Origin of the sequence: Pseudomonas sp. NY15435, from assembly GCF_048068295.1 — a bacterium.
Classification (GTDB): Bacteria; Pseudomonadota; Gammaproteobacteria; order Pseudomonadales; family Pseudomonadaceae; genus Pseudomonas.
The window spans coordinates 342,765-364,723 of the sequence record NZ_JBLUQA010000005.1 but is presented as its reverse complement, the minus strand read 5'-3'; the positions used below and the strand labels follow the sequence as shown (position 1 = coordinate 364,723).

17 protein-coding genes are annotated in these 21,959 nt (G+C 66.0%); 10 read left to right on the top strand and 7 right to left on the bottom strand.

What is annotated here, in order from left to right; all coding sequences use genetic code 11:
• Positions 1–35: 35 nt before the first annotated feature.
• The 8 genes from ACNFH5_RS14545 (at position 36) to ACNFH5_RS14510 (ending at position 8,412) form a co-directional block, all read left to right on the top strand.
• Positions 36–1,271: an SfnB family sulfur acquisition oxidoreductase gene (locus ACNFH5_RS14545; RefSeq protein WP_416746991.1), complete on the top strand. Its 1,236-nt coding sequence runs from the start codon at positions 36–38 to the stop codon at positions 1,269–1,271.
• A gap of 9 nt (positions 1,272–1,280) precedes the next feature.
• Positions 1,281–2,498, top strand: a complete 1,218-nt coding sequence (locus ACNFH5_RS14540) for an SfnB family sulfur acquisition oxidoreductase (RefSeq protein WP_416746989.1) — start codon at positions 1,281–1,283, stop codon at positions 2,496–2,498.
• Between the two features lie 745 nt (positions 2,499–3,243).
• Positions 3,244–4,641 carry an LLM class flavin-dependent oxidoreductase gene (locus ACNFH5_RS14535; protein ID WP_416746987.1) on the top strand — a complete coding sequence of 466 codons (1,398 nt, stop codon included), beginning with the start codon at positions 3,244–3,246 and terminating at the stop codon, positions 4,639–4,641.
• 24 nt (positions 4,642–4,665) lie between these two features.
• Positions 4,666–5,463, top strand: a complete 798-nt coding sequence (locus tag ACNFH5_RS14530; protein ID WP_416746985.1) for a MetQ/NlpA family ABC transporter substrate-binding protein — start codon at positions 4,666–4,668, stop codon at positions 5,461–5,463.
• A gap of 213 nt (positions 5,464–5,676) precedes the next feature.
• Positions 5,677–6,738, top strand: coding sequence for a methionine ABC transporter ATP-binding protein (locus ACNFH5_RS14525; protein WP_416746983.1), 1,062 nt, complete (start codon positions 5,677–5,679; stop codon positions 6,736–6,738).
• Complete coding sequence (locus tag ACNFH5_RS14520) at positions 6,731–7,375, top strand: methionine ABC transporter permease (RefSeq protein ID WP_416746981.1); 645 nt, start codon at positions 6,731–6,733, stop codon at positions 7,373–7,375. Before ACNFH5_RS14525 ends, ACNFH5_RS14520 begins: the two co-directional genes overlap by 8 nt.
• A gap of 135 nt (positions 7,376–7,510) precedes the next feature.
• Complete coding sequence (locus tag ACNFH5_RS14515; RefSeq protein ID WP_416746979.1) at positions 7,511–8,020, top strand: hypothetical protein; 510 nt, start codon at positions 7,511–7,513, stop codon at positions 8,018–8,020.
• Between the two features lie 38 nt (positions 8,021–8,058).
• Positions 8,059–8,412 (top strand): VOC family protein, encoded by a 354-nt coding sequence (locus ACNFH5_RS14510; RefSeq protein WP_416746977.1) that lies wholly within the window; start codon positions 8,059–8,061, stop codon positions 8,410–8,412.
• 80 nt (positions 8,413–8,492) lie between these two features.
• Here ACNFH5_RS14510 and ACNFH5_RS14505 read toward each other — a convergent pair whose 3' ends face one another.
• A complete protein-coding gene (locus tag ACNFH5_RS14505; protein WP_416746975.1) occupies positions 8,493–9,314 on the bottom strand; it encodes an alpha/beta fold hydrolase in 822 nt (273 codons plus the stop codon).
• 139 nt (positions 9,315–9,453) lie between these two features.
• Positions 9,454–10,353, bottom strand: coding sequence for a LysR substrate-binding domain-containing protein (locus ACNFH5_RS14500; protein WP_416746973.1), 900 nt, complete (start codon positions 10,351–10,353; stop codon positions 9,454–9,456).
• A gap of 116 nt (positions 10,354–10,469) precedes the next feature.
• Here ACNFH5_RS14500 and ACNFH5_RS14495 point away from each other — a divergent pair, with 116 nt between their 5' ends.
• Together ACNFH5_RS14495 and ACNFH5_RS14490 are read left to right on the top strand one after the other, a co-directional pair.
• On the top strand, positions 10,470–11,462 hold the full coding sequence (locus ACNFH5_RS14495; protein ID WP_416746971.1) for an aldo/keto reductase: 993 nt from the start codon (positions 10,470–10,472) through the stop codon (positions 11,460–11,462).
• A gap of 67 nt (positions 11,463–11,529) precedes the next feature.
• On the top strand, positions 11,530–11,997 hold the full coding sequence (locus tag ACNFH5_RS14490; RefSeq protein ID WP_416746969.1) for a thermonuclease family protein: 468 nt from the start codon (positions 11,530–11,532) through the stop codon (positions 11,995–11,997).
• A 12-nt stretch (positions 11,998–12,009) separates the two neighbouring features.
• Here the strand turns inward: ACNFH5_RS14490 and ACNFH5_RS14485 are convergent, their stop codons facing one another.
• From ACNFH5_RS14485 to ACNFH5_RS14465, 5 genes are all read right to left on the bottom strand, one after another.
• Positions 12,010–12,810 (bottom strand): substrate-binding periplasmic protein, encoded by an 801-nt coding sequence (locus ACNFH5_RS14485; RefSeq protein WP_416746967.1) that lies wholly within the window; start codon positions 12,808–12,810, stop codon positions 12,010–12,012.
• Between the two features lie 100 nt (positions 12,811–12,910).
• Positions 12,911–15,628: a magnesium-translocating P-type ATPase gene (gene mgtA / locus ACNFH5_RS14480; protein WP_416746965.1), complete on the bottom strand. Its 2,718-nt coding sequence runs from the start codon at positions 15,626–15,628 to the stop codon at positions 12,911–12,913.
• Positions 15,629–15,763: 135 nt separating this feature from the next.
• Positions 15,764–19,429: a translocation/assembly module TamB domain-containing protein gene (locus tag ACNFH5_RS14475; RefSeq protein WP_416747328.1), complete on the bottom strand. Its 3,666-nt coding sequence runs from the start codon at positions 19,427–19,429 to the stop codon at positions 15,764–15,766.
• 14 nt (positions 19,430–19,443) lie between these two features.
• Positions 19,444–21,171 carry an autotransporter assembly complex protein TamA gene (locus ACNFH5_RS14470; RefSeq protein ID WP_416746963.1) on the bottom strand — a complete coding sequence of 576 codons (1,728 nt, stop codon included), beginning with the start codon at positions 21,169–21,171 and terminating at the stop codon, positions 19,444–19,446.
• Positions 21,172–21,251: 80 nt separating this feature from the next.
• Entirely contained in the window at positions 21,252–21,899 is a 648-nt protein-coding gene (locus tag ACNFH5_RS14465; RefSeq protein ID WP_416746961.1) for a GNAT family N-acetyltransferase, read from the bottom strand.
• Positions 21,900–21,959: the final 60 nt, after the last annotated feature.

The following is a 21,959-nucleotide window of genomic DNA, read 5'->3' as shown; positions in this document are numbered from 1 at the left end:
CCCACGTCGTAACTTCAGCCACAAGAAGGCAATGCATGACCAACGAATCCGCACCCAAGGACCTTCGTGACCAGGCGCCCCGGCAACTCCCGGCGCGCCGCATCGACAACGACGCCCAGGCCATCGAAGCCGCCCACGAAGTGGCCCGCCTGGCGAAACCCGGCGCCGCCGCCCGCGACCGCGAGCGCGCGCTGCCCTGGCGCGAGCTGGAACATTTCACCGCCCTGGGCCTGGGCGGCATCAGCATCCCCCGCGAGTACGGCGGTGCGCAGGTCTCCTACGCCACCGTGGCCGAAGTCTTTCGCGTAATCTGCGCCGCCGACCCGGCACTGGGGCAGATTCCGCAGAACCAGTTCGGCCTGCTCAACGTGATCGACAACGTCGCCAACGACGCGCAGAAGCGCGTGCTATTCGGCGGCGTGCTCAACGGCCGGCGCATCGGCAATGCCGGGCCCGAGCGTAATACCAGAAACACCCTCGAACTCAAGGCACGTCTGGTTCGCAACGGCGAACACTTCCGCGTCAGCGGCGAGAAGTTCTATTCCACCGGCGCGCTGTTCGCCCACTGGGTCGCGGTGAAGGCTATCGACGAGGAAGGTCGCGCAGTCATGGGCTTCGTTGAGCGCGGCGTGGAAGGTCTGCGCATTGTGGACGACTGGTCCGGCTTCGGTCAGCGCACCACCGCCAGCGGCACCGTGCTGCTGGACAATGTCCCCGTCGCAGGCTCCTTGGTGATCCACAACGGTCGCCTGGCCGACGTGCCCAACATTCAGGGTGCCGTTTCGCAACTGATCCAGGCCGCCATCGATGCGGGCATCGCGGCGAACGCCCTGGAAGATGCCATCGACTTCATCCGCACGCGCACCCGTCCGTTCATCGATGCCAACGTCGAGCACGCCAGCGAAGAGCCCTTCACCCTCTTAGAGATCGGCCGCCTGCAAGTCGAACTGCACGCCGCAGAAGCGCTGCTGGAGCGTGCCGGCCACGTGCTCGACGAAGTCAGCGCGCGGCCCATCGACGACGACTCCGCCGCCCGCGCCTCCATCGCCGTGGCCGAGGCCAAGGTGCTGACCACCGAGATCAGCCTGGCCGCCAGCGAAAAGCTCTTCGAGCTGGCCGGCAGCCGCGCCACCCTCGCCGAATTCAACCTCGACCGCCATTGGCGCAACGCCCGCGTGCACACCCTGCACGACCCGGTGCGCTGGAAGGTCCAGGCAGTCGGTGCCTACCACCTCAACGGCGCCCGCCCCGCGCGTCATTCCTGGATCTGAGGAGCGCCGATGAACAGTCTCGTATTGACCAAACCAGAACTGGCAAACCCCGTCCACATCATCCGCAGCGACGACGAAGCCCTGGACGTCGCCCGCGCCCTGGCTGCCGACTTCCGCGAGGGCGCTATCGTCCGTGACCGCGAGCGGCGCTTGCCCATCGACGAACTGGAGCGTTTCAGCCTCTCCGGCCTGTGGGGCATCACCGTGCCGCGCGAGTATGGCGGTGCGGGCGTCTCCCGCGTGACCGTGGCGCGGGTGATCGCCATCATCTCCGCCGCCGACGGCTCGCTGGGGCAGATTCCGCAGAATCATTTCTACGCTGTCGAACTGTTGCGGGTGAATGGTAACGACGAGCAGAAAGCCCGCCTGTTTGCCGAGGTGCTGGCCGGCGTGCGCTTCGGCAACGCGCTGGCAGAGATCGGCACCCGTACCGCCCATGACCGCACCACGCGCCTCAAGCGCGAGGACGGCCGACTGCGCATTCACGGCCGCAAGTTCTACTGCACCGGCGCGCTCTACGCGCAACGCATTCCCACACTGGTGATCGATGACGATGGCCTGCAGCAGTTCGCTTTCATCCCGCGCGACACTCCAGGCGTCGAGATCATCGACGACTGGTCCGGCTTCGGCCAGCGCACCACCGGCAGCGGCAGCGTGGTGTTCGATGGCGCGCAGGTCAGTGAGGACGACATCGTCTCGTTCCAGGCTGCCTTCGAGCGCCCGACCACCGTTGGCCCGTATGCGCAGATTCTGCACGCGGCCATCGATGTCGGCATCGCTCGCGGCGCCTATGAAGACACGCTGACCTTCCTGCGCGAGAAGGCACGGCCGTGGATCGATTCCGGCGTCGACAAGGCCAGCGACGATCCGCTGGCGATCAACGAGGTGGGCCGCCTGGCGATCCGCCTGCATGCCGCCGAAGCGCTGCTGGATCGCTCCGGCCGAGTCCTCGACGTCGCCACCGCTGAACCGACCGCCGAGAGCGTCGCTGCCGCCTCCATCGCGGTAGCGGAGGCGCGGGCGATCACCACCGAGGTCTCGCTGCTGGCCGGCAGCAAGCTGATCGAACTGGGCGGCAGCCGCGCCAGCCTCGCCGAACTGGGCCTGGACCGCCACTGGCGCAATGCCCGCGTGCACACCCTGCACGACCCGGCGCGCTGGAAGTACTTCGCGGTGGGCAACTACTACCTCAACGGCAAGCTGCCGCCACGCCGGGGGACGATCTGATGCGTCGTGCCGAACACGCTTGTCGCAGGAGCGGACTCCACCCGCGATCAGCCCCGGCACTGCGCCCCATCGCGGACGAAGTCCGCTCCTACAGGAGTGCTCTGCCTCGCACCGTGCCGGCTCTTCGTAGGAGCGAGCTTGCTCGCGAACAGCCCGAGCATCCATCGGTTCGCGAGCGAGCTCGCTTCTACAGGCACCCGGCCAGCGATGTAGGGCGCATAACGCCTACGGCGTTATCCGCCATGGCAGCTGTTTTTTGTAGGAGCGAGCTTGCTCGCGAACAGCCCGAGCATCCATCGGTTCGCGAGCGAGCTCGCTTCTACAGGCACCCGGCCAGCGACGTAGGGCGCATAACGACTACGGCGTTATGCGCCATGGCAGCTGTTTTTTGTAGGAGCGAGCTTGCTCGCGAACAGCCCGAGCATCCATCGGTTCGCGAGCGAGCTCGCTCCTACAGGCACCCGGCCAGCGATGTAGGGCGCATAACGCCTACGGCGTTATCCGCCATGGCAGCTGTTTTTTGTAGGAGCGAGCTTGCTCGCGAGCAGCCCGAGCATCCATCGGTTCGCGAGCGAGCTCGCTCCTACAGGCACCCGGCCAGCGATGTAGGGCACATAACGCCTACGGCGTTATCCGCCATGGCAGCTGTTTTTTGTAGGAGCGAGCTTGCTCGCGAACAGCCCGAGCATCCATCGGTTCGCGAGCAATCTCGCTCCTACAAGGGCACCGTCAGCAGGGATTTCCCATGAGCCAGAAGCAGATTCTCCTCAACGCCTTCAGCATGAATTGCGTCGGCCACATCAACCACGGTCTGTGGACCCACCCACGCGACCGCTCCACCGACTTCAACAAGCTCAGCCACTGGACCGACCTCGCCCGCCTGCTGGAAAAGGGTCTGTTCGACGGCCTGTTCCTCGCCGACATCCTTGGTGTCTACGACGTCTACCAGAACGGCATCGACCTCACTGCGAAAGAAGCCATCCAGCTGCCGGTGAATGATCCGCTGATGCTGGTCTCGGCCATGGCCGGCGCTACCCGGCACCTGGGCTTCGGCGTCACCGCCAACCTCACCTACGAGGCGCCCTACCCGTTCGCCCGCAGGCTCTCGACACTGGATCACCTGAGCGACGGCCGCGTCGGCTGGAACATCGTCACCGGCTACCTGGAAAGCACCGCCCGCGCCATGGGCCAGGAGCGGCAGATCGACCACGACCGCCGCTACGACCGCGCCGATGAATACCTGGAAGTGCTCTACAAGCTCTGGGAAGGCAGCTGGGAAGACGACGCGGTGCTCGCCGACCGCCAGCGCCGTCTCTATGCGCAGCCGGGCAAGGTGCACAAGGTCCGCCATCACGGCGAGTTCTTCGACGTCGAGGGCTACCACCTCAGCCAACCCTCGCCCCAGCGCACGCCGCTGCTGTTCCAGGCCGGCGCGTCCAATCGCGGGCTGGCCTTCGCCGCGCGCCACGCCGAGTGCGTCTTCGTCTCGGCGCAGACCCGCGAAGCCACCCGCGTGCTGGTGGATCGCATCCGCCAGGCAGCGGTCGATGCCGGACGCCGGGCGGACGACATCAAGGTATTCATGGGTATCAACGTCATCGTCGCACCGACCGAGGCCGAGGCCCGCGACAAGCTCGCCGAGTACCGCCGTTTCGCCAGCGCCGAGGCCGGGCTTGCGCACTTCGCCAGCACCACCGGCATCGACTTTTCACGCTATGCGCTGGACGAGCCTATCCGCTACGAGAAGACCAACGCCATCGAGTCCGCCACCAAGGCGCTGACCGTCGCCCGCACCGACGCCACGGTGCGCCAGTTGCTGGAGCAACTGGCCCTCGGCGGCCGCTACACCACGCTGGTGGGCAACCCGCAGCAGGTCGCCGATGAGCTGCTGGGCTGGATCAACGACGCAGGCCTGGACGGCTTCAACCTGACCCGCACCGTGGAGCCGGAAAGCTACGCCGATTTCATCGAGTTGGTGGTGCCCGAATTGCAGAACCGCGGCGCCTACAAGACCGCCTACGCAGACGGCACCCTGCGGGAAAAACTCTTCGGCGCCGGCCGCGCCCGGCTGCCCGCGCGGCATGTCGGCGCGAGCTACCGCGCGCAATCCGCCACTGGAGCGACTCCGGCCCTCTCTCTATAAGCAGATCAAAAAGGATTCGTTGCCATGCATGCACGCTTCAAGCTTTCCCTCGGCCTTTCGCTGAGCCTCCTCGCCGCCGGCCTCGCACAGGCCGCCGACACCCTGCGCCTGGGCACCACCGCGGCCTTCGCACCGCCGCTGGAAGTGGCAGTGAAGGAAGCCGCCCAGCAGGGCCTGAAAGTCGAACTGGTGGAGTTCACCGACTGGAACGCGCCGAACATCACCCTCGACCACGGCGATATCGACGCCAACTACTTCCAGCACACGCCCTTCCTGGAGAACGCCAACCGCGAGGGCGGCCTGCACCTGAAGGCGTTCGCGCCGGGGATTATCAACAACGTCGGCCTGTACTCGGCCAAGTTCAAGGCCATCGCCGACCTGCCCGATGGCGCCAAGGTTGCCATCGCCAACGACCCGATCAATGGCGGCCGCGGCTTGCAACTGCTGCAGAAGGCCGGGCTGCTCAAGCTCAAGGATGGCGTGGGCTACAAGGCAACGCTGGACGATATCGTGGCCAACCCGAAGCACATCCAGATCATCGAACTGGAAGCCGTGCAGCTGGTGCGCGCGCTGGATGACGTCGACCTCGCCCAGGGCTACCCGCACTACATCCGCCTGGCCGGGACGATCGACCCGAACAGCGCGCTGCTGTTCGACGGTATCGAGAACAAGGAGTACGTCATCCAGTTCGTCACCCGCGATGACTACAAGGACCCGGACGGCAAGCTCAAGCAGTTCGTCGATCTCTACCAGCATTCACCGCAGGTCCGCGCCGCGCTGGACAAGGCCCACGGCTCGCTCTACCAGCCGGGCTGGAATTGACCCTGTAGGAGCGAGCTTGCTCGCGAACCAGGCCTCACAGCGAGGTTTGTTCGCGAGCAAGCTCGCTCCTACAAAAAGCTTCCCGCGCCAGGCCGGCATATCGGGCAAAAGCTGAGATTCCCGAACACACCGAACCAGTCCCCTCTCCCTTCAGGGAGAGGGCTAGGGAGAGGGAAACAGCCCTGCTCCAGACTCAAACAATAGGCCCCCACCATGGTCAGCTTCAACCGCAATCTCGAACTCGCCACCCAGCACATTGCCCTGCGCGGGCTGGGCAAGACCTACGCCGGCCACCACGGCCCGGTGGAGGCGCTGAGCGACATCGAACTCTCCGTCCGCCGTGGCGAAGTGTTCGGCATCATCGGCCGCAGCGGCGCCGGCAAGAGCTCGCTGATCCGCACCCTCAACCGCCTGGAAAACCCCAGCGTCGGCCAGGTGCTGATCGACGGCGAGGACATCGGCACCTTCGACGCCCAGCAACTGGTCGGCCTGCGCCGTCGCGTCGGCATGATCTTCCAGCACTTCAACCTGATGTCGGCCAAGACGGTGGCGCAGAACATCGCCCTGCCCCTGCGCGTGGCTGGCGTGCCGAAGGCGCGCATCGCCGAGCGGGTCGACGAACTGCTGCAGCTCGTGGGGCTGGAAGACAAGCGCCACGCCTACCCGGCGCAACTCTCCGGCGGGCAGAAGCAGCGTGTCGGCATCGCCCGCGCGCTGGTGCACCAGCCGGAAATCCTGCTCTGCGACGAGGCCACCTCGGCGCTGGACCCGGAGAGCACCCAGGCCATCCTCGCACTGCTGCGCGACATCAACCGCCGTCTGGGCCTGACCATCGTGCTGATCACCCACGAGATGGCGGTGATCCGCGAAATCTGCGACCGCGTGGTGGTACTCGAACGCGGGCGCATCGTTGAGCAAGGCGACGTCTGGGAAGTCTTCGGCAACCCGCAGCATGAAGTCAGCCGCACCCTGCTCGGCTCGCTGCAGCAACACCTGCCGCCGGACCTGCTGGCACGGCTGGAACACCCTTCGGACAACGAAGTCATCCTCGACCTGCACTACACCGGCGTGCGCGAGCAGGAGCCCGACCTGCTGGCCATCGCCCAAGCCCTGGGCGGCCGCATCAGCCTGCTGCATGGCGGCATCGAGCGTATCCAGGGCCGCGCCCTCGGCCGTCTGCTGCTGAGCGTCGCCACCCCAGCCAGCAGCGCCCCGCAACTGCTCGAACGTGCCCGCGACGTTGCCGATCGCCTGGAGGTGCTCACCCATGCCTGATCGCCTGCTGCAAGGTCTGCTCGATACGCTGCTGATGATCGGCGCATCCTCGGCCATCGTCCTGCTGGTGGGCATTCCGCTGGCCCTGGTACTGGTCACCACCGGCCCCGGCGGAATTTTCCAGGCGCGCCTGGTCAACCAGGGCCTGGGCAGCGTGGTCAATGTGCTGCGCTCGATTCCGTTCCTGATCCTGATGGTCGCGCTGATTCCCTTCACCCGCCTGATCGTCGGCACCAGCTATGGCGTGTGGGCGGCGGTGGTGCCGCTGACCATCGCCGCCAAGCCGTTCTTCGCACGCATCGCCGAGGTCAGCCTGCGCGAGGTCGACCACGGCCTGATCGAGGCCGCGCAGGCGATGGGCTGCCAGCCCCGGCACATCATCTGGAACGTGCTGCTGCCCGAGGCGCGGCCGGGCATCGTCGCCGGCTTTACCATCACCCTGGTGACCATGATCAACTCCTCGGCCATGGCTGGCGCCATCGGTGCCGGTGGCCTGGGCGACCTGGCCTACCGCTACGGCTACCAGCGCTTCGACACCCAGGTAATGCTTACCGTGATCATCCTGCTGGTAGCGCTGGTGACCCTGATCCAGTTCGGTGGCGACCGTCTGGCGCGCTGGCTCAACAAGCGCCTGTGACGTTCGTCGGCTGAATCCGGCCAGGCCCCGCGCCCACACGGGTTGCGTCTAACCTGACAACACACCCGCCCCTCCGTGCCCAGGCACAGCTCGTGGATGCGTGGCGTCCCTGTGCCCACTGCGGAGGCGTTCGTCATGGCCAATCCCCTTTCCACCCTGGGTATCGTGCATACCGCCATCAGCCTGGTGCCGCTGGTTGCGGGCATCTGGGCCTTCTACCAGGCGGGGCGCATCGATCCGCGCAGCCCGGTCGGGCGCTGGTATGTGTACGGCATGATCCTCGGGGTGCTCACCGCCTTCGGTCTATCCAGTACCGGCGGCTTCAATGCCGGACATGCCATCGGCATCCTCTGCCTCATCGCCATTGCGGTGGGCAGCTATGCGCAACGGATCGGCGCGCTGGGCGGTCTGGGCGAATACCTGGAAACGGCAGCGATGAGCTTCAGCTTCTTCCTGATGATGATCCCCACGCTCAACGAATCCCTGTCGCGCCTGCCGCCGTCCAACCCCATCGGCCACGGTCCGGATTCGCCACCGGTACAGACGGCGGTGATGATCGCGCTGCTGCTCTTTGTCATCGGCGTGCTCTACCAGTTCTACCGCATCCACCGCCGCCGCATGCCACCGGCGCGTCCGGCACACTGACGGTCTATGCTGGCGGCGTCCCCATTTGGAGCGCCGCCATGACTGTCCGCCGCATCGTCGCCAACCTCGCCACCGGCAAGCCTGCCGAAGTCGCACGTTTCTATCGCGAACTGTTCGACCTGGAAATCGTGATGGACCACGGCTGGCTGATCACTCTCGCCAGCGGTGACAGCGCCCTGGCACAGATGAGCCTTGCCAGCGAAGGGGGCTCCGGCGCGCCGGTGCCAGACCTTTCCATCGAGGTGGACAATCTCGACGAGGTGTATGAGCGTGCCCAGGCCGGCGGCCATGAGATCGCCTACACGCTGACCCTGGAACCCTGGGGCGTGCGGCGCTTCTTCGTGCGCGATCCGCGGGGAACGCTGGTGAACGTGTTGCAGCACGTTCATTGAGCAGAGGGTTCGCGAGCAAGCTCGCTCCTACAGGAAGAGCACCCTGGCACCTGTAGGAGCGAGTTTGATCGCGAATGGCTTCAGCGATTGAGGAAGGCCAGCAAATCCTCGTTCACCTGATCGGCCAGGGTGGTGCACATGCCATGCGGGCCGCCCTTGTAGACCTTCAACTCGCCCTTCTGCACCAGTTCCACCGAGCGCTGGCCGGCGGCGCCGATGGGCACGATCTGGTCATCATCGCCGTGGAGAATCAGTGCCGGTACGTCGATCTTCTTCAGGTCTTCGGTGTAATCCACCTCGGAGAACTCATGGATGCACAGGTAGTGCCCCAGGTGCCCGCCGGTCATGCCCTGCAGCCAGAAGTTGTCGATCACGCCCTGGGACTTCTTCGCATTCGGCCGGTTGTACCCGTAGAACGGCAGCGCGAGGTCCTTGTAGAACTGTGAGCGGTCTTCCTTCACACCCTTGCGAATGCCGTCGAACACATCGATCGGCAAGCCACCGGGGTTGGCCGCAGTCTTGAGCATCAGCGGCGGCACCGCGCCGATCAGCACCGCGCCGGAAAGGCGCTTGGTGCCATGGCGGCCGATGTAGTGCGCCACCTCGCCGCCTCCGGTGGAGTGCCCCACCAGGGTCGCGCCCTTGAGGTCGAGCGCGTCGATCACCGCCGCCAGGTCGTCGGCATAGGTGTCCATGTCATTGCCCTTGGCCGGTTGGCCAGAGCGGCCGTGGCCGCGCCGGTCATGGGCGATGACCCGGTAGCCCTTCTGCACCAGGAACAGCATCTGCGCATCCCAGGCATCGGCGTTGAGCGGCCAGCCGTGGGAGAACACCACCGGCTGCCCGCTGCCCCAATCCTTGTAGAAGATCTCAGTGCCATCTTTCGCTTTGACGAAGCTCATTTAGGTCGTTTCCTTCAGGGAGTGGTTGAAAAGAAACGCCGCAACTTCAGCGACTGCGGACCGCTCTACGGCGGCCTTTAGCATAGCCAGCACGGTGACGTCGGCACCCGCTCCCGGCGGCTTTCCGACGAGCGACGGCTCAGCCGATGCCCGCCGCAAACACTCCGCCCAGCCAATCGGAGAACACCCGCAGGCGCCGTGACATCTGCCTGCGTACCGGGTACAGCACGCTCACCGGCAGCGGTGGCGGCTGCCAGGCGCGCAGCACTTCTACCAGCTCACCGCTGGCAAGTCCTTCGCGCAGGTGGTAGCGCGGTGCCTGGATCACACCGAAACCGGCGCGGCAGGCGGCAATGTAGGCGTCGGCGTTGTTCACCGAGATCCGGCTGGGCAGCCGCTGAGTGCGCAGTTGGCCGTCGAAGCGGAACTCCAGGTCGAAGATGCGTCCGCTGGAGGCCGACTGGTAATTGACCGCGAGATGCCCTTCGAGCCGATCCGGATGCTCGGGCAAGCCAAACTCCTGCACGTAGGCGCGGCTCACGCAGGTCAATTGCTCCAGCTCGGCGATGCGCCGACCGACCAGGCTGGAATCCGGCAATTCGCCTGCGCGCAGCACGCAGTCCACGCCCTCGCGCACCAGGTCCACCTGACGGTCATTCAGGCTCAGTTCCAACTCGATCTGCGGGTAGCGCCGGCAGAACTCCGGCAGCGCCGGGATCACCACCAGCCGCCCCAGCGAACTGGGCAGATCGATACGCAGCTTGCCGCGCGGGTTGTCGGGCGAGTCGGAAAAGCAGTTCTCCGCCTCCTCCAGGTCCTCCAGCAGGCGCACGCAGCGCTCGTAGTAGGCCTGGCCGTCGGCGGTGACGCTGACCTGCCGCGTGGTGCGGCGCAGCAGTTGCACGCCCAGGTGCATCTCCAGTTGCTGGATCAGCTGGGTCACGCTGGCGCGCGGCATCTGCAGGCTGTCCGCCGCCTTGCCGAAGGCCTTGAGTTCAACGATGCGGGTGTAGACCTGCATGGCCTGCAAGCGGTCCATGGCGCACTCCGATTATTCATCCAGGCCAAATAGTTAAACCGCAATCTGCCGGTTTATCCATGACTGACAAACAACAAGAATGGCCCTGCCCCTTTCCTCACCTCGGAGAATCCCGCATGAAGACCCGTCGCCTGGGCTCGCAAGGCCCCGTCGTCTCCGCCATCGGCCTCGGCTGCATGGGCATGTCCGACTTCTACACCACCGGCAGCGATGAGGCCGAATCCATCGCCACCCTGCACCGCGCGCTGGAGCTGGGCATTACTCTGCTCGACACCGCCGACATCTATGGCCCACACACTAACGAGGAACTGCTCGGCCGCGCCCTGAAAGGCAAGCGCGAGCAGGTCTTCCTCGCCACCAAGTTCGGCATCGTGCGCACCCCGGACCAACCGCAGGTACGCGGCGCCAATGGCAGCCCGGCGTACATCCGCCAGGCCGTGGAAGGCAGCCTGAAGCGCCTGGGCACCGACCACATCGACCTCTACTACCAGCACCGCGTCGACCCCAAGGTGCCGATCGAGGAAACCGTCGGCGCCATGGCCGAACTGGTGAAAGCCGGCAAGGTACGCTTCCTCGGCCTGAGCGAAGCCTCGGCAGAAACACTGGAGCGCGCGCACAAGGTCCACCCGATCACCGCGCTGCAGAGCGAGTACTCGCTGTGGACCCGCGACCCAGAGGAAAGTGGCGTACTGGCCGCCTGCCAACGCCTGGGTGTTGGTTTCGTCCCCTACAGCCCGCTCGGTCGCGGCTTCCTCACCGGTGCGCTGAAGAGCCCCGAGGATTTCGCGCCGGACGACTACCGCCGCTCCAGCCCGCGCTTCACTGGCGAGAACTTCTCAAAGAACCTGCAACTGGTGGACAAGGTCGCCGAGCTGGCCGCTGCTCGCGGGGTCAAGCCCTCGCAACTGGCACTGGCCTGGGTGCTGGCCCAGGGCGAGCACCTGGTGCCGATCCCCGGCACCAAGCAGCGCAAGTACCTGGAGGAAAATGTCGCCGCCGTGGACCTGGCGCTGACACAGGCTGAACTGCTGGAGCTGGACGCGATCTTCCCGGCCGGGGCAGCCGCTGGCGGGCGCTACAGCGAACAGGTGATGGCGCTGATCCAGTAAAAGCTCTGCAACGGGGCTCCGATGGATGCTCGCAGCGGTTATGCTGACGGGGTCCACCGGAGGCTCCATGCGATTCGTTCCCGCCGCACTGTTCGTACTTTCCTTCCTTCCCCTCGCCGCCCACGCGGATGAGGAATGCCAGGTGACGGCCGTGTTCAGCGGCGACCAGCTGACCTGCCAGCGCGCGAATGGCAGCGACACCACTATTCACCTGCGCGGCATCACCGCCCCGGAACTGGAACAACCCTTCGGCCAGCGTTCCCGTGCGGCCCTGGTGCAACTCGCGCTGGGCAAGAGCGCCACCCTCAAGCACGCCGAGCAGCTACCCGACGGCAGCCTGCGCGCTGCAGTGTGGGTCACCCCGGCGGAATGCCCGAACTGCGGTCACACCCTGGACATTGGCCGCGCGCAGCTGAGTATCGGCCTCGCGCGCTGGCGGCAAAGCGACGCGCAGACGCCCGAGGAAGTTGGCCAATACCAGTTCGAGGAACACGAGGCCAAGGCACGCCGCACCAATCTCTGGCGCAAGCCCTGAGCTCAAGAGCCGTCAGTGACTGACGTAGTGCTGCAGGATGCGCCGGTCTTCGCCCGCGTCGATCAGCAGCCTGAGTACCTGCGCGTAGCGGCGAACGAACTCCTCATCCTGGGTGCGTTTGCTGAACGCGACTTCCGCCGACTCCGCTGACACCACTACGCCCGTGGGCTCGATGCGCTTGGCCAGCCCCAGCTGCTGCAGTTCGTACTGGCCACTGTGTTCGTCGGCGATGATGCCGTCGATGCGACCTCTATCGACCATGTGCCAGAGGTTGCTGCGGCTGGGGTTGAAGAACACCCGCGCGGCGAAGTCCGGGTCGGCCATCAGTTGGCGGTAGGGTTCGCCGTAGGACACGTCGATCTGCGCGCCGAGGCGGAAGCCGCTGCCGGGCAGGTCAGAGAGTTGCTGCAGGCTGTCACGCTGGGGCAACCCATGACGGACGAAGAGGATGTTCCGCGAAGGCGGCAATACGGCCCCGGAGAACCAGGCATAGACCTCGCGCTCCGGCTTGCGGAAGGCGCCGGGCAGTACGTCGAGGCGGCCCAACTCGAGCTCCTTGAGCGCCCGTGCCCAGGGCAACTTGACCATCCGCACCTGGCATCCCAGGCGCTCCAGTACGGCACGGTTCAGCTCGACGTAAAGGCCGCCGACGCTGCCGTCCGGCAGTTGCATGCTGAAGGGTGGATCGTCGTCCCAGCGCAAGGTCTTCTCGCAGGCGGCCAGCGGCACGCTGGCCAGCGCCAGGCCCAGAAGGACCAGGCATTTGAGGCGCACACGCAGGAGCAACGGCAGGCGAAGGGCTTGCAACGGCAAGTTCACGACTCACAGCAGGAGAAGACGGATACCTCAGTGTATTGAACCCGATGCCCGCGTGACCAGTGGTGATCGGGTTCGCACGTTGGTTCCGCTTTCCCTACTGCCAGCCATAGCGCCGGGCGAACCAGCCCTTCACCGTCTGGGTCAGCGCCATGTAGCCCAGGAGAATCGCCACCAGCCATGGCCAGTAGCCCAGCGGCAGCGCCTGCAGGCGGAAGGAGTGCGCCAGCGGCCCCATGGGCAGGAAGATCGCAACCGCGATGATCACCAGGGTCATGCCCAGCAACGGCCAGGCGGCGCGGCTCTGCAGGAAGGGAATGCGCCGGGTGCGGATCATATGCACCACCAGCAGTTGCGAGATCAGCCCCTCGACGAACCAGCCGGACTGGAACAGCGTCTGGTGTTCCGGCGCGTTGGCGCCGAACACATGCCAGAGCACGAGGAAGGTAGCGATGTCGAAGATCGAGCTGATCGGCCCGAAGAACACCATGAAGCGCCCCAGCCCGTCCGGGTTCCATTGCTGCGGCTTGCGCAGCAGTTCGTCGTCGACATGGTCGAAGGGAATGGCGATCTGCGACAGGTCGTAGAGCAGGTTCTGCACCAGCAGTTGCAGCGGCAGCATCGGCAGGAAGGGAATGAAGGCGCTGGCCACCAGCACGCTGAACACGTTGCCGAAGTTGGAGCTGGCCGTCATGCGGATGTACTTGAGCATGTTGGCGAAGGTGCGGCGCCCTTCGATCACGCCCTCCTCCAGGACCATCAGGCTCTTCTCCAGGAGGATCAGGTCGGCAGCTTCCTTGGCGATGTCCACCGCCGAATCCACCGAGATACCGATGTCCGCCGTGCGCAGCGCCGGGGCGTCGTTGATGCCGTCCCCGAGGAAACCGACCACGTGGCCGCGCTCACGCAGCACGCGCACCAGGCGCTCCTTGTGGCTGGGGGTGAGCTTGGCGAACAGCGTGGTGCATTCGGCCACTTCGCCCAGCGCGGCATCATCCAGTTCGTCCAGCTGCGGTCCGAGGAGGACGCCCTCGACCACCAGCCCCACATCACGGCAGACCTTCAGACTCACCCGGTCGTTGTCGCCGGTCAGCACCTTCACGGCCACGCCGTTCTCGGCCAATGCCCGCAGCGCGGGCGCGGTGGTTTCCTTGGGCGGATCGAGGAAGGCGATGTAGCCAGCCAGGCACAACTCGCTCTCGTCGGCCACGCCATAGGTATCACGGGTGGGCGGCAGCTCGCGGGTGGCCACGGCGACCACCCGCAGACCTTCCTGGTTGAGCCCATCGGCGACCGCGCGGATGTTTTCCAGGCGCGCCCCGGTGAGCGGCTCGACGCCATCGGCGGTTTCCACGGTGACGCAGACCGACAGCACCTCCTCCAGCGCACCCTTGCAGATCAGCAGGTGATTGTCCTCGCGTTCGCTGACCACAACCGACATCCGTCGGCGCGCGAAATCGAAGGGAATCTCGTCGAGCTTGCGGAAGCGACTGTCCACCTTCAGCGCATGGCGCAGCTCGACGTGTTCGAGCACGGCGACGTCCAGCAGGTTCTTCAGCCCGGTCTGGTAATGGCTGTTGAGGAAGGCCAGTTGCAGCACGCGGTCCTGCACCTGGCCGAAGGCGTCGGTGTGGCGCTCGAGAACGATGCGGTCCTGGGTCAGCGTGCCGGTCTTGTCGGTGCAGAGGATGTCCATGGCGCCGAAGTTCTGGATGGCGTCCAGGCGCTTGACGATCACCTTGCGCCGGCTGAGTACCACCGCGCCCTTGGCCAGGGTCGAGGTGACGATCATCGGGAGCATTTCCGGGGTCAGCCCAACCGCGATGGACAGCGCGAACAGCGCGGCCTCCAGCCAGTCGCCCTTGGTGAAACCGTTGATCAGCAGGACTACCGGCGCCATCACCAGCATGAAGCGGATCAGCAGCCAGCTGACGCGATTGACACCGGTCTGAAAGGCTGTCGGCGTGGGATCGCTGGCAATCACCCGCTCGGCAAGGGAGCCGAAGTAGGTGCGCGTACCGGTGCCGATGACCACCGCCAGGGCGGAGCCGCTGACCACCGTGGTGCCCATGAAGCACAGGCTGTCACGCTCCAGCGGGTTGCCCTGGCGGGCGTCGCGCAGTTGGGCGAATTTCTCCACCGGCAGGGACTCGCCGGTAAGCGCGGCCTGGCCGACGAACAGGTCCTTGGCGCTGAGCAGACGTACATCCGCCGGCACCATGTCGCCGGCTGACAGCCACAACACATCGCCCGGCACCAGCTCACGGATCGGCACCTCCACCCGCTGCGCGGAGCCGTCGCCCTCGGCGCTGCGGAACACCGTGGCGGTGTTGCTGACCATTGCCTTGAGCTTCTCGGCGGCGCGGTTGGAGCGCTTCTCCTGGATGAAACGCAGCAGCGTGGAAATACCCACCATGCTGCCGATCACCACGGCGGCCTCGACGTCCTCGGTGAACCAGGAAATGGTCGCCAGTACGGTGAGCAGCAGGTTGAAAGGATTGCAGTAGCAGTACCACAGGTGCATCCAGGCGCCGATGGGGCGGTCCTGGTCGACCTCGTTGAGCCCATCGCGCTGCCGACGCTCGCCTGCCTCTGTCTCGTTCAACCCGTCGCGCCGGCTTTCCAGGCGATCCAGCACCGAGGCCGGCTCCAGTGCGGACCACTCCAGCAAGGCCGCGGTCAGCGCATTGGGCGCCAGCCTTCCGGCGGCAGCGCCGCGCAACAGGTCGCGTGCGGCCAGACGGCGCAGCTGACGGGCCGGGAAGCCCTTGTTGATGAATTCGAGCAGGTGGGTCCTGATCAGGTCCAGGCGCATGATGACTCTCCCCTTGTGCGCCACATCGTCCGGCGGCGGGGGCAGTCTGTGCTGGCTACCTTAAGGGGCCATGAAGGTTGGCGCAGTGCCAAGGGGAAGCGAATCGGCAGCGTGGGTCAGCGCTGCCGATCGCACTCAGAAATCGCGTTTGTAGAAGATGTCCAGCGAGCTGGCCAGGCCGCTGGCAGCCTCCAGGTAGACCTTCTTGCTGAGCAGGTAGCGCAGCGCGATGGTGTTGGCCGGTTCGAACACGCCCACCCCATAGCGCAGGCTGAGCTTGTCGGAGAGCTGGCCGCTGGCGACCACGCTGGTGCTGTTGCCGGTTCCCTCGGTGTCTAGCTGGAAGTCCTGGATGCCCAGCTTCTGCGCCACTTCGCCGGTCAGCGGTGCGCTGCCTGCGAGCCCGAGCGCCAAGGCGGCTTCACCGAGCATGTTGCTATCCTCGCCGCTGGACATCGGCCGGCCCAGCACCAGGTAGGACAGCGCCTGCTGCTGGCTCATGGCGGGCTCAGAGAACACCTCGCTGCGCGGCTGCTCGGCATTGCCGGTCAGGCGAAGGCCGGCAACCACGTCGTCGACCTTGCGGACCGCCTCGACATCGAGGAACGGTTGGTCGATGGGCCCGGCGAACAGCAGGCGGGCGCGGCGAATGGTCAGCTTCTGGCCATAGGCACGGTAGCGGCCATTGTTCAGGCGCAGCTCGCCACGGGTGTCCATGTTGTCGCCGATGTGCACCTGTCCGGCCAACTCGGCATTCAGACCGAAGCCACTGAAGGTCAGCTTGTCACTGCCGACCTTGACGTCGATGTCCATGTTCAGCGCCAGGGCGCTTTTGGGTTCCTGCTTCGCGCCGACGATCACGGTGTCGTCGGAGACCTTGACCGTGGACGGCGGCAACTGGCGGATGGTGATGGCGCCACGCGGCACCTGCACCGAACCGGAAACGGCGAGCCTTTCACCCGCCATCTGCACGGTGAGATCCGGCTCGACTTCGAGGTTGGCGTAAGGCTCGACGGTTACCGGCAGGCGGCTGCCGCGCAGCTTCACATCGACATCCAGGCCGCTGGCCCAGGCGATGCGGCCGGACAGGCTGCCATTGCCGTTCTCTCCTGCCTTCCAGTCACCGCTCAGATCCACCTGCTCGCCGGCGATACGCGCGGTGACCTGCAACTGCTCGAAACGGGTCGGCAGGTCGCCGCCGGAGATTTCGCCGTCGTTCAGGCGCAGTTCGCCGTCTATCCGCGGCGCCAGCAGGCCACCGGAAATCTGCCCGCTGCCATTGAGGTGGCCCTTGAGGGTTTCCACCATGGGCGCGAACGGCCGGGCCACGGAAATGTCCAGCCCGTTGAGGCTGAAGGTGCCGCTCACCGGCTTGGCTTTCGGCCGCGGGTCGAGCTGGACCTGCGCCTGCAGGCTGCCGAGTTTGTCGCCGAGGAACTGCAGGCTGGTGTCGATGCGACGAGGCGTCAGGCGGCTCTCCAGTTGCAGTCGCTGGTAAGGGAAGTCCACCCAGTCTTCCTGCTCCTTGATACGCAGGGTACCGTTGTTGGCATTGATCAGGATGGAGCCGTTGGGGCCGCTGGCGGGCAGATCGAGCTGCACATCGCCGTCGAGCTTGCCCTTCCAGGCGAAGTCTTCGGGCAGCCAGCGAGCCAGGCTGTCCAGCGGGAACTCACGCAGGTGCATGCGCAGGCGCGGGTCCGGCATCAACCGCTGGTCTTCCATGCACAGGCTGGCGGGTCCGGAAGCCCAGCAGTGGGCGCCGAGGTTGATGCGCCCGTCCGCCAGGCGCTCCAGGCGCGCCGGCTGTTGCAGGCGCCAGTCCTGGCCACCGCTCTGGATCTCCCCCCTGGCAAGGCGCCCGCGCCAATCCTTGCCGTTCCAGTCGCCGTCCAGGCCGAGGTCGAGCACGACCGGCTTGCCCTGCAGGTTAAGCGCCAGCTGCTGGCGCTTGAGGTCGCCGCTGCCGTCCAGTTTGAGCACGCCGAAATCCGTATCACCGCTGTGCAGCCCCTGGGCCGTCAGGTTTATCCGGCCACGCTGGGCACCATCCAGGGAGGCGGTCAGATCCAGCGCGCGCAGGCCCTGGTCGGCGTAGACGACGCGCTGGCCGTCGAGCTTCAGCTGCCCTTGCGGTGCCTGCAACGTGCCAGCCAGATCAAGGCGGCCGCTGATCTGGCCGAACAGTTGCGGCCACAACTGGCCGAGGCGATTCAAGGCGATGTCGAGCCGACCGGAGAGCCGCTGGTCCAGCGCAGCTTGCCCGCTGATGCGGTTGTCGCCCAGCTGCAACGCCAGGCCATCGACCTTCCACGCCTGCCCCGCCGCCGTGGCGTTCGCCTTGAAGGTGGCCGGCTGGCCGCGCAGACGGCCCTGAAGGTCGAGGTTGGCGTCGAGGTTCAGCGTCTCGCCCTTGAGCGAGCCCTTGCTGCGCAGCGGCCCGCCGAGTCGGCCGGGCATTTCTTCGAGCCAGTAGGCCGGATCGAGATCGGCCAGATCAAGGGCGGCATCCCAGGTCACCGCATCGGCGAAACCGACCTTCAGGTGTCCTTCGGCCTTGCCCTGCCCTGCCACCAGTTTCAGCGACGGCAGGAAGACTTCCGCGAGGTTGCCCGACACCGGGCTGGCCAAAGTGAAGTCGCCGGCCGGCCCCTTGAAGGCACCGTCGAAGTTGCCCAGGTAAGCACCGTCGCTATAGCTCACTTCGGCCTTGAAGGTATGCACGCTCACCGGAGGCTCGTCGATGGCCGGGTACAGGCGACGCCAGGGGAAGTCCAGCCAGTCGAGCTGGGCGTTGGCGGCGAAGGCGTCCTTCCAGTCGAGGCGGCCGGTCAGCGCCACGCGCTGGTCCTTGGCGGCGCTCAGGTCGAGCGCGGCGATGTCTGCGCCCTCTGCATCGACGCGTCCGCTCAGGGTCAGCACCACCGGACTTTCCTCGGCAGGCAGCACGGCGGCACCGGCCAGTTGGTAACCATCCTTGAGGTTGCCGCTGGCATTCAGGCGCAGCTGGTTCAGCGTCAGGGTGTCGGGCAGCGAGGCATCCGCCTTGAAGCCGTCGGCGGTCACCAGTGCAGTGGCCGGCAGGTTCTCGGCCAGCGGCTGCAGGTCGCCGTCCAGGTTGCCGTTCAGGTAACCACTGCTCTGCGCCTGCAATTTGAGGTGCCCCATCAGCTCGCCCTTGGCCTGCAGTTGCAAGGTCCAGGGCTTCTCACCCGGCGCCGGCAGCCCAAGAGTGCCCTCCGCCTCCAGCGGCCAGCCCTGGGTCGGTTTCAGCAAGCCCTTGAGCGACAAGTCCAGACCATCGCGCGCGAGTTTCACCGAGTCGATGTGCAAGCCTTCATGGTCCCAATGCGCCGCCAACTCGGCGTCGCGCAGCTGCTCCTGGCCATCGAGCAGGAAGCGGCCGATGCGGATGTCACCCAGCTCCAGCGACAGCGGCAGGCTCAGGTCGGGCAGTTCGATGGGGCCGGACGATTCGCTCGGTTCGCTCGGCGGCAGGGTCAACAGCACTTCTTTGGCCACGACCTTGTGCAGGCACAGGGTCATGCGCAGCAGGCAGGCAGGCGACCAGTCGATCTGCGGCTGATCGAGCACCAGGTGGCTGGCGCCGTCGGTCCATTCCAGGCGCTTGGCGCTGAAGCCACCGGCAAGGCGGCCATCGAATGCATCGACGCTCAGGCCCGGCACCCAACTCAGCACCGCTCGGCTGCCGGCGGGCGTGCCGGTCAATGCCGCGACGGCGATCACCAACAGCAGGATCAGCCCGAGTAGGCCACCCAAGCTCCAGCGCAGGGTGCGCATCCAGCCGGCGCGACTCATAGTTCAGGCCCCATGGAGAAGTGCAGGCGGATGCCGCCGTCCTCGTCCAGGCCGTCGGCGAGGTCCAGGCGCAGCGGGCCGACCGGGGAAATCCAGCGGATACCGATACCGACGCCGGTCTTGATCGAGGGGAAGTCCAGCGAGTTGAACGAATTGCCCTGGTCGACGAAGGCCGCAACACGCCAGCGCTCGGCGATGGGGTACTGGTACTCGACGCTGCCGGCGACCATGTAGCGGCCACCGATGCGGTCACCATCGGAGTTCTTCGGCGACAGCGTCTGGTAGTCATAACCACGCACACTCTGGTCGCCGCCGGCGAAGAAGCGCAGCGACGGTGGGATCGCGCTGTAGTCGTTGGTGGCGATGCCGCCGACCTGGATACGTCCGAGCAAGCGCTGCCCACCCCAGAAACTGGTCACGCCCTTGGCCATGGCATTGATGTGGGCAACGTCGGCATCCGCCAGCAGTCCTTCCTTGGCACCTTTCACCTCGAACTGCAGGCGGTAGCCCTTGCCGGGGTCGATCTTGTTGTCGGCTTCGAGGATCGAGTAGCCGATGCCCGGCATCAGGAAGCTGCTCAGGCCCGAATCGTCGCCCAGCTTGTACTCTTCGCGCTGCCAGTTCAGCGAGACCACCCGCTGCCAGCCGCTGTCGAGCTTGTGGTGCCACTCACCGCCAAGGGTCAGCAGCTTGCTCTCGGTGTCCACCAGGTCTTCGTACTGGTAGCCGCTGGTGAAGCGCAGCTTGTCGGTGAGCGGCGGGTCCAGCGGAATCTCGTACCAGGCGCCGACGTTCTGCCGGGGCGCGGAGACCTCCGCCTCGAAGCCCAGGCTGTGGCCCTGCGGATTGACCCAGTGACGGGTCCAGGTGGCCCGGGCGCGGGGGCCCACGTCAGTCGAGAAGCCCAGTCCGAGGCCCATGGTGCGCGGCTTGCGCGCCTCCAGGTGAACGTGCACCGGGACCACCTCGGCATCGGCATTGGTCGGCGCGGCATCGACCCGCACGCCGTCGAAGTAGCCGCTGGACTGCAAGGCCTGGTTGAGATCGGCGATCTGCTCGGAGTCGTAGTCAGCGCCTTCCTTGAACGGCACCATGCGCTGCAGCAGGTCCTCGTCGAAGGGGAAGTCGCCGGCGAAGTCGACCTTGCCCAAGCGGTAGCGCGGCCCACTGGCGTATACCAGTTCGATGTCCGCTACGCCGGCCTCGGGATCGACGCGCAACTGCTGCTGGGTGAATTGCCCACGGAAGAAACCGAAGCGCGACGCCTGGTTCTGGATCAGCCGCTTGGCGTCCTCATAGGCGCCGTGATTGAGCTGTGCGCCCGGTTTCAGGGCATCACCGCCGGGAACCCGAAAGCTCTTGAGCTTGGCGGCGGGACCTTCGACGCGCACAGTCACGTTGCGCAAGTGAATAGGCTCACCGGGTCGGACATTGATCCGCAGCGTGGGCACCTTGTCATCGGTCACCCGTCCGCGGATGCGCGCCTGGTAGTAACCCAAAGCCTGGGCGGCCTTCTGCGCCTGCTCTACGGCGTTGCGCCGGAATCTTTGCAGGGCCGCCTGATCACGCTCGCCAAGGCTGCCCAAGTAGGCCTCGATATTGGCCTTGAGCGCAGCGTTGGCGGGGGTGATACGAACGTCGAGATGGGCTTCGGCCGCCAGGGCCCTCTGCAAGCAGAAGGCCATTACCAGCAGCAGCCCAAGCAATCCTTGGACAACTCTCATGGCGCGAAATGCTAGCACGGGTTTTCCCCGTATTGCCTTCCTTCAATCCGTAGGAGGTGTCTGAGGATTCACAGCGCCGGCTATCCCGCAGACGCTTTCACCGCCTCGTGCCCATGGGTGGGATGGAACAGCACATGCTCGCGGATCGGCCCCAGCGCCACCTCGCCCAGCTCCTCGTAACCGTGGCGTCGGTAGAACTCCAGGTAGCGCGCATTGCCCGTATCCAGCACCAGCCCCTGGGAACCGCCGTCCTCGGCGCACCAGGCATGCAGCGCGTCCAGCAACTGTTCGCCCAGGTGCTTGCCCTGGAACTCAGGGTGCACGCCGATCAGCGGCAGGATGTGATAAGGCCCGGGTGGCAGGCAGCCGAGCACGGCCGCGTGGTAGTCCAGGTAGCGCCGGGTGCAACCCAACCCGGTGGTGAGCAGCATGCGCATGCGCCAGAACCAGCTCTCGGTGACGTCCAGGCGACGTTGCGGCGGAACCACCAACGCCACCCCCACCAGGCGGTCGTCGATCAGCAGGCCGATCGCCGGCAGCTCCTCGAGGAAGTGCTGGTTGACCAGCTCGCGGACGGTCGCACGCACGCGCTGGTCAAATCCGGTGCGGTCGGACTCGAACAGGTAGGCGAAAGTGGGTTCGTGTCGGTAGGCGTGGTACAGCAGCGAGCGGACTTCACGGCTGTAGTTGCCGTCCAGCAGACGGACTTCGGCGAGGGTATCAGGCATGCGGACGCCTCTTCGTGTGAGTTCTTCTTATGGTTATGAGTCCAGCCACAAAACCCTAGC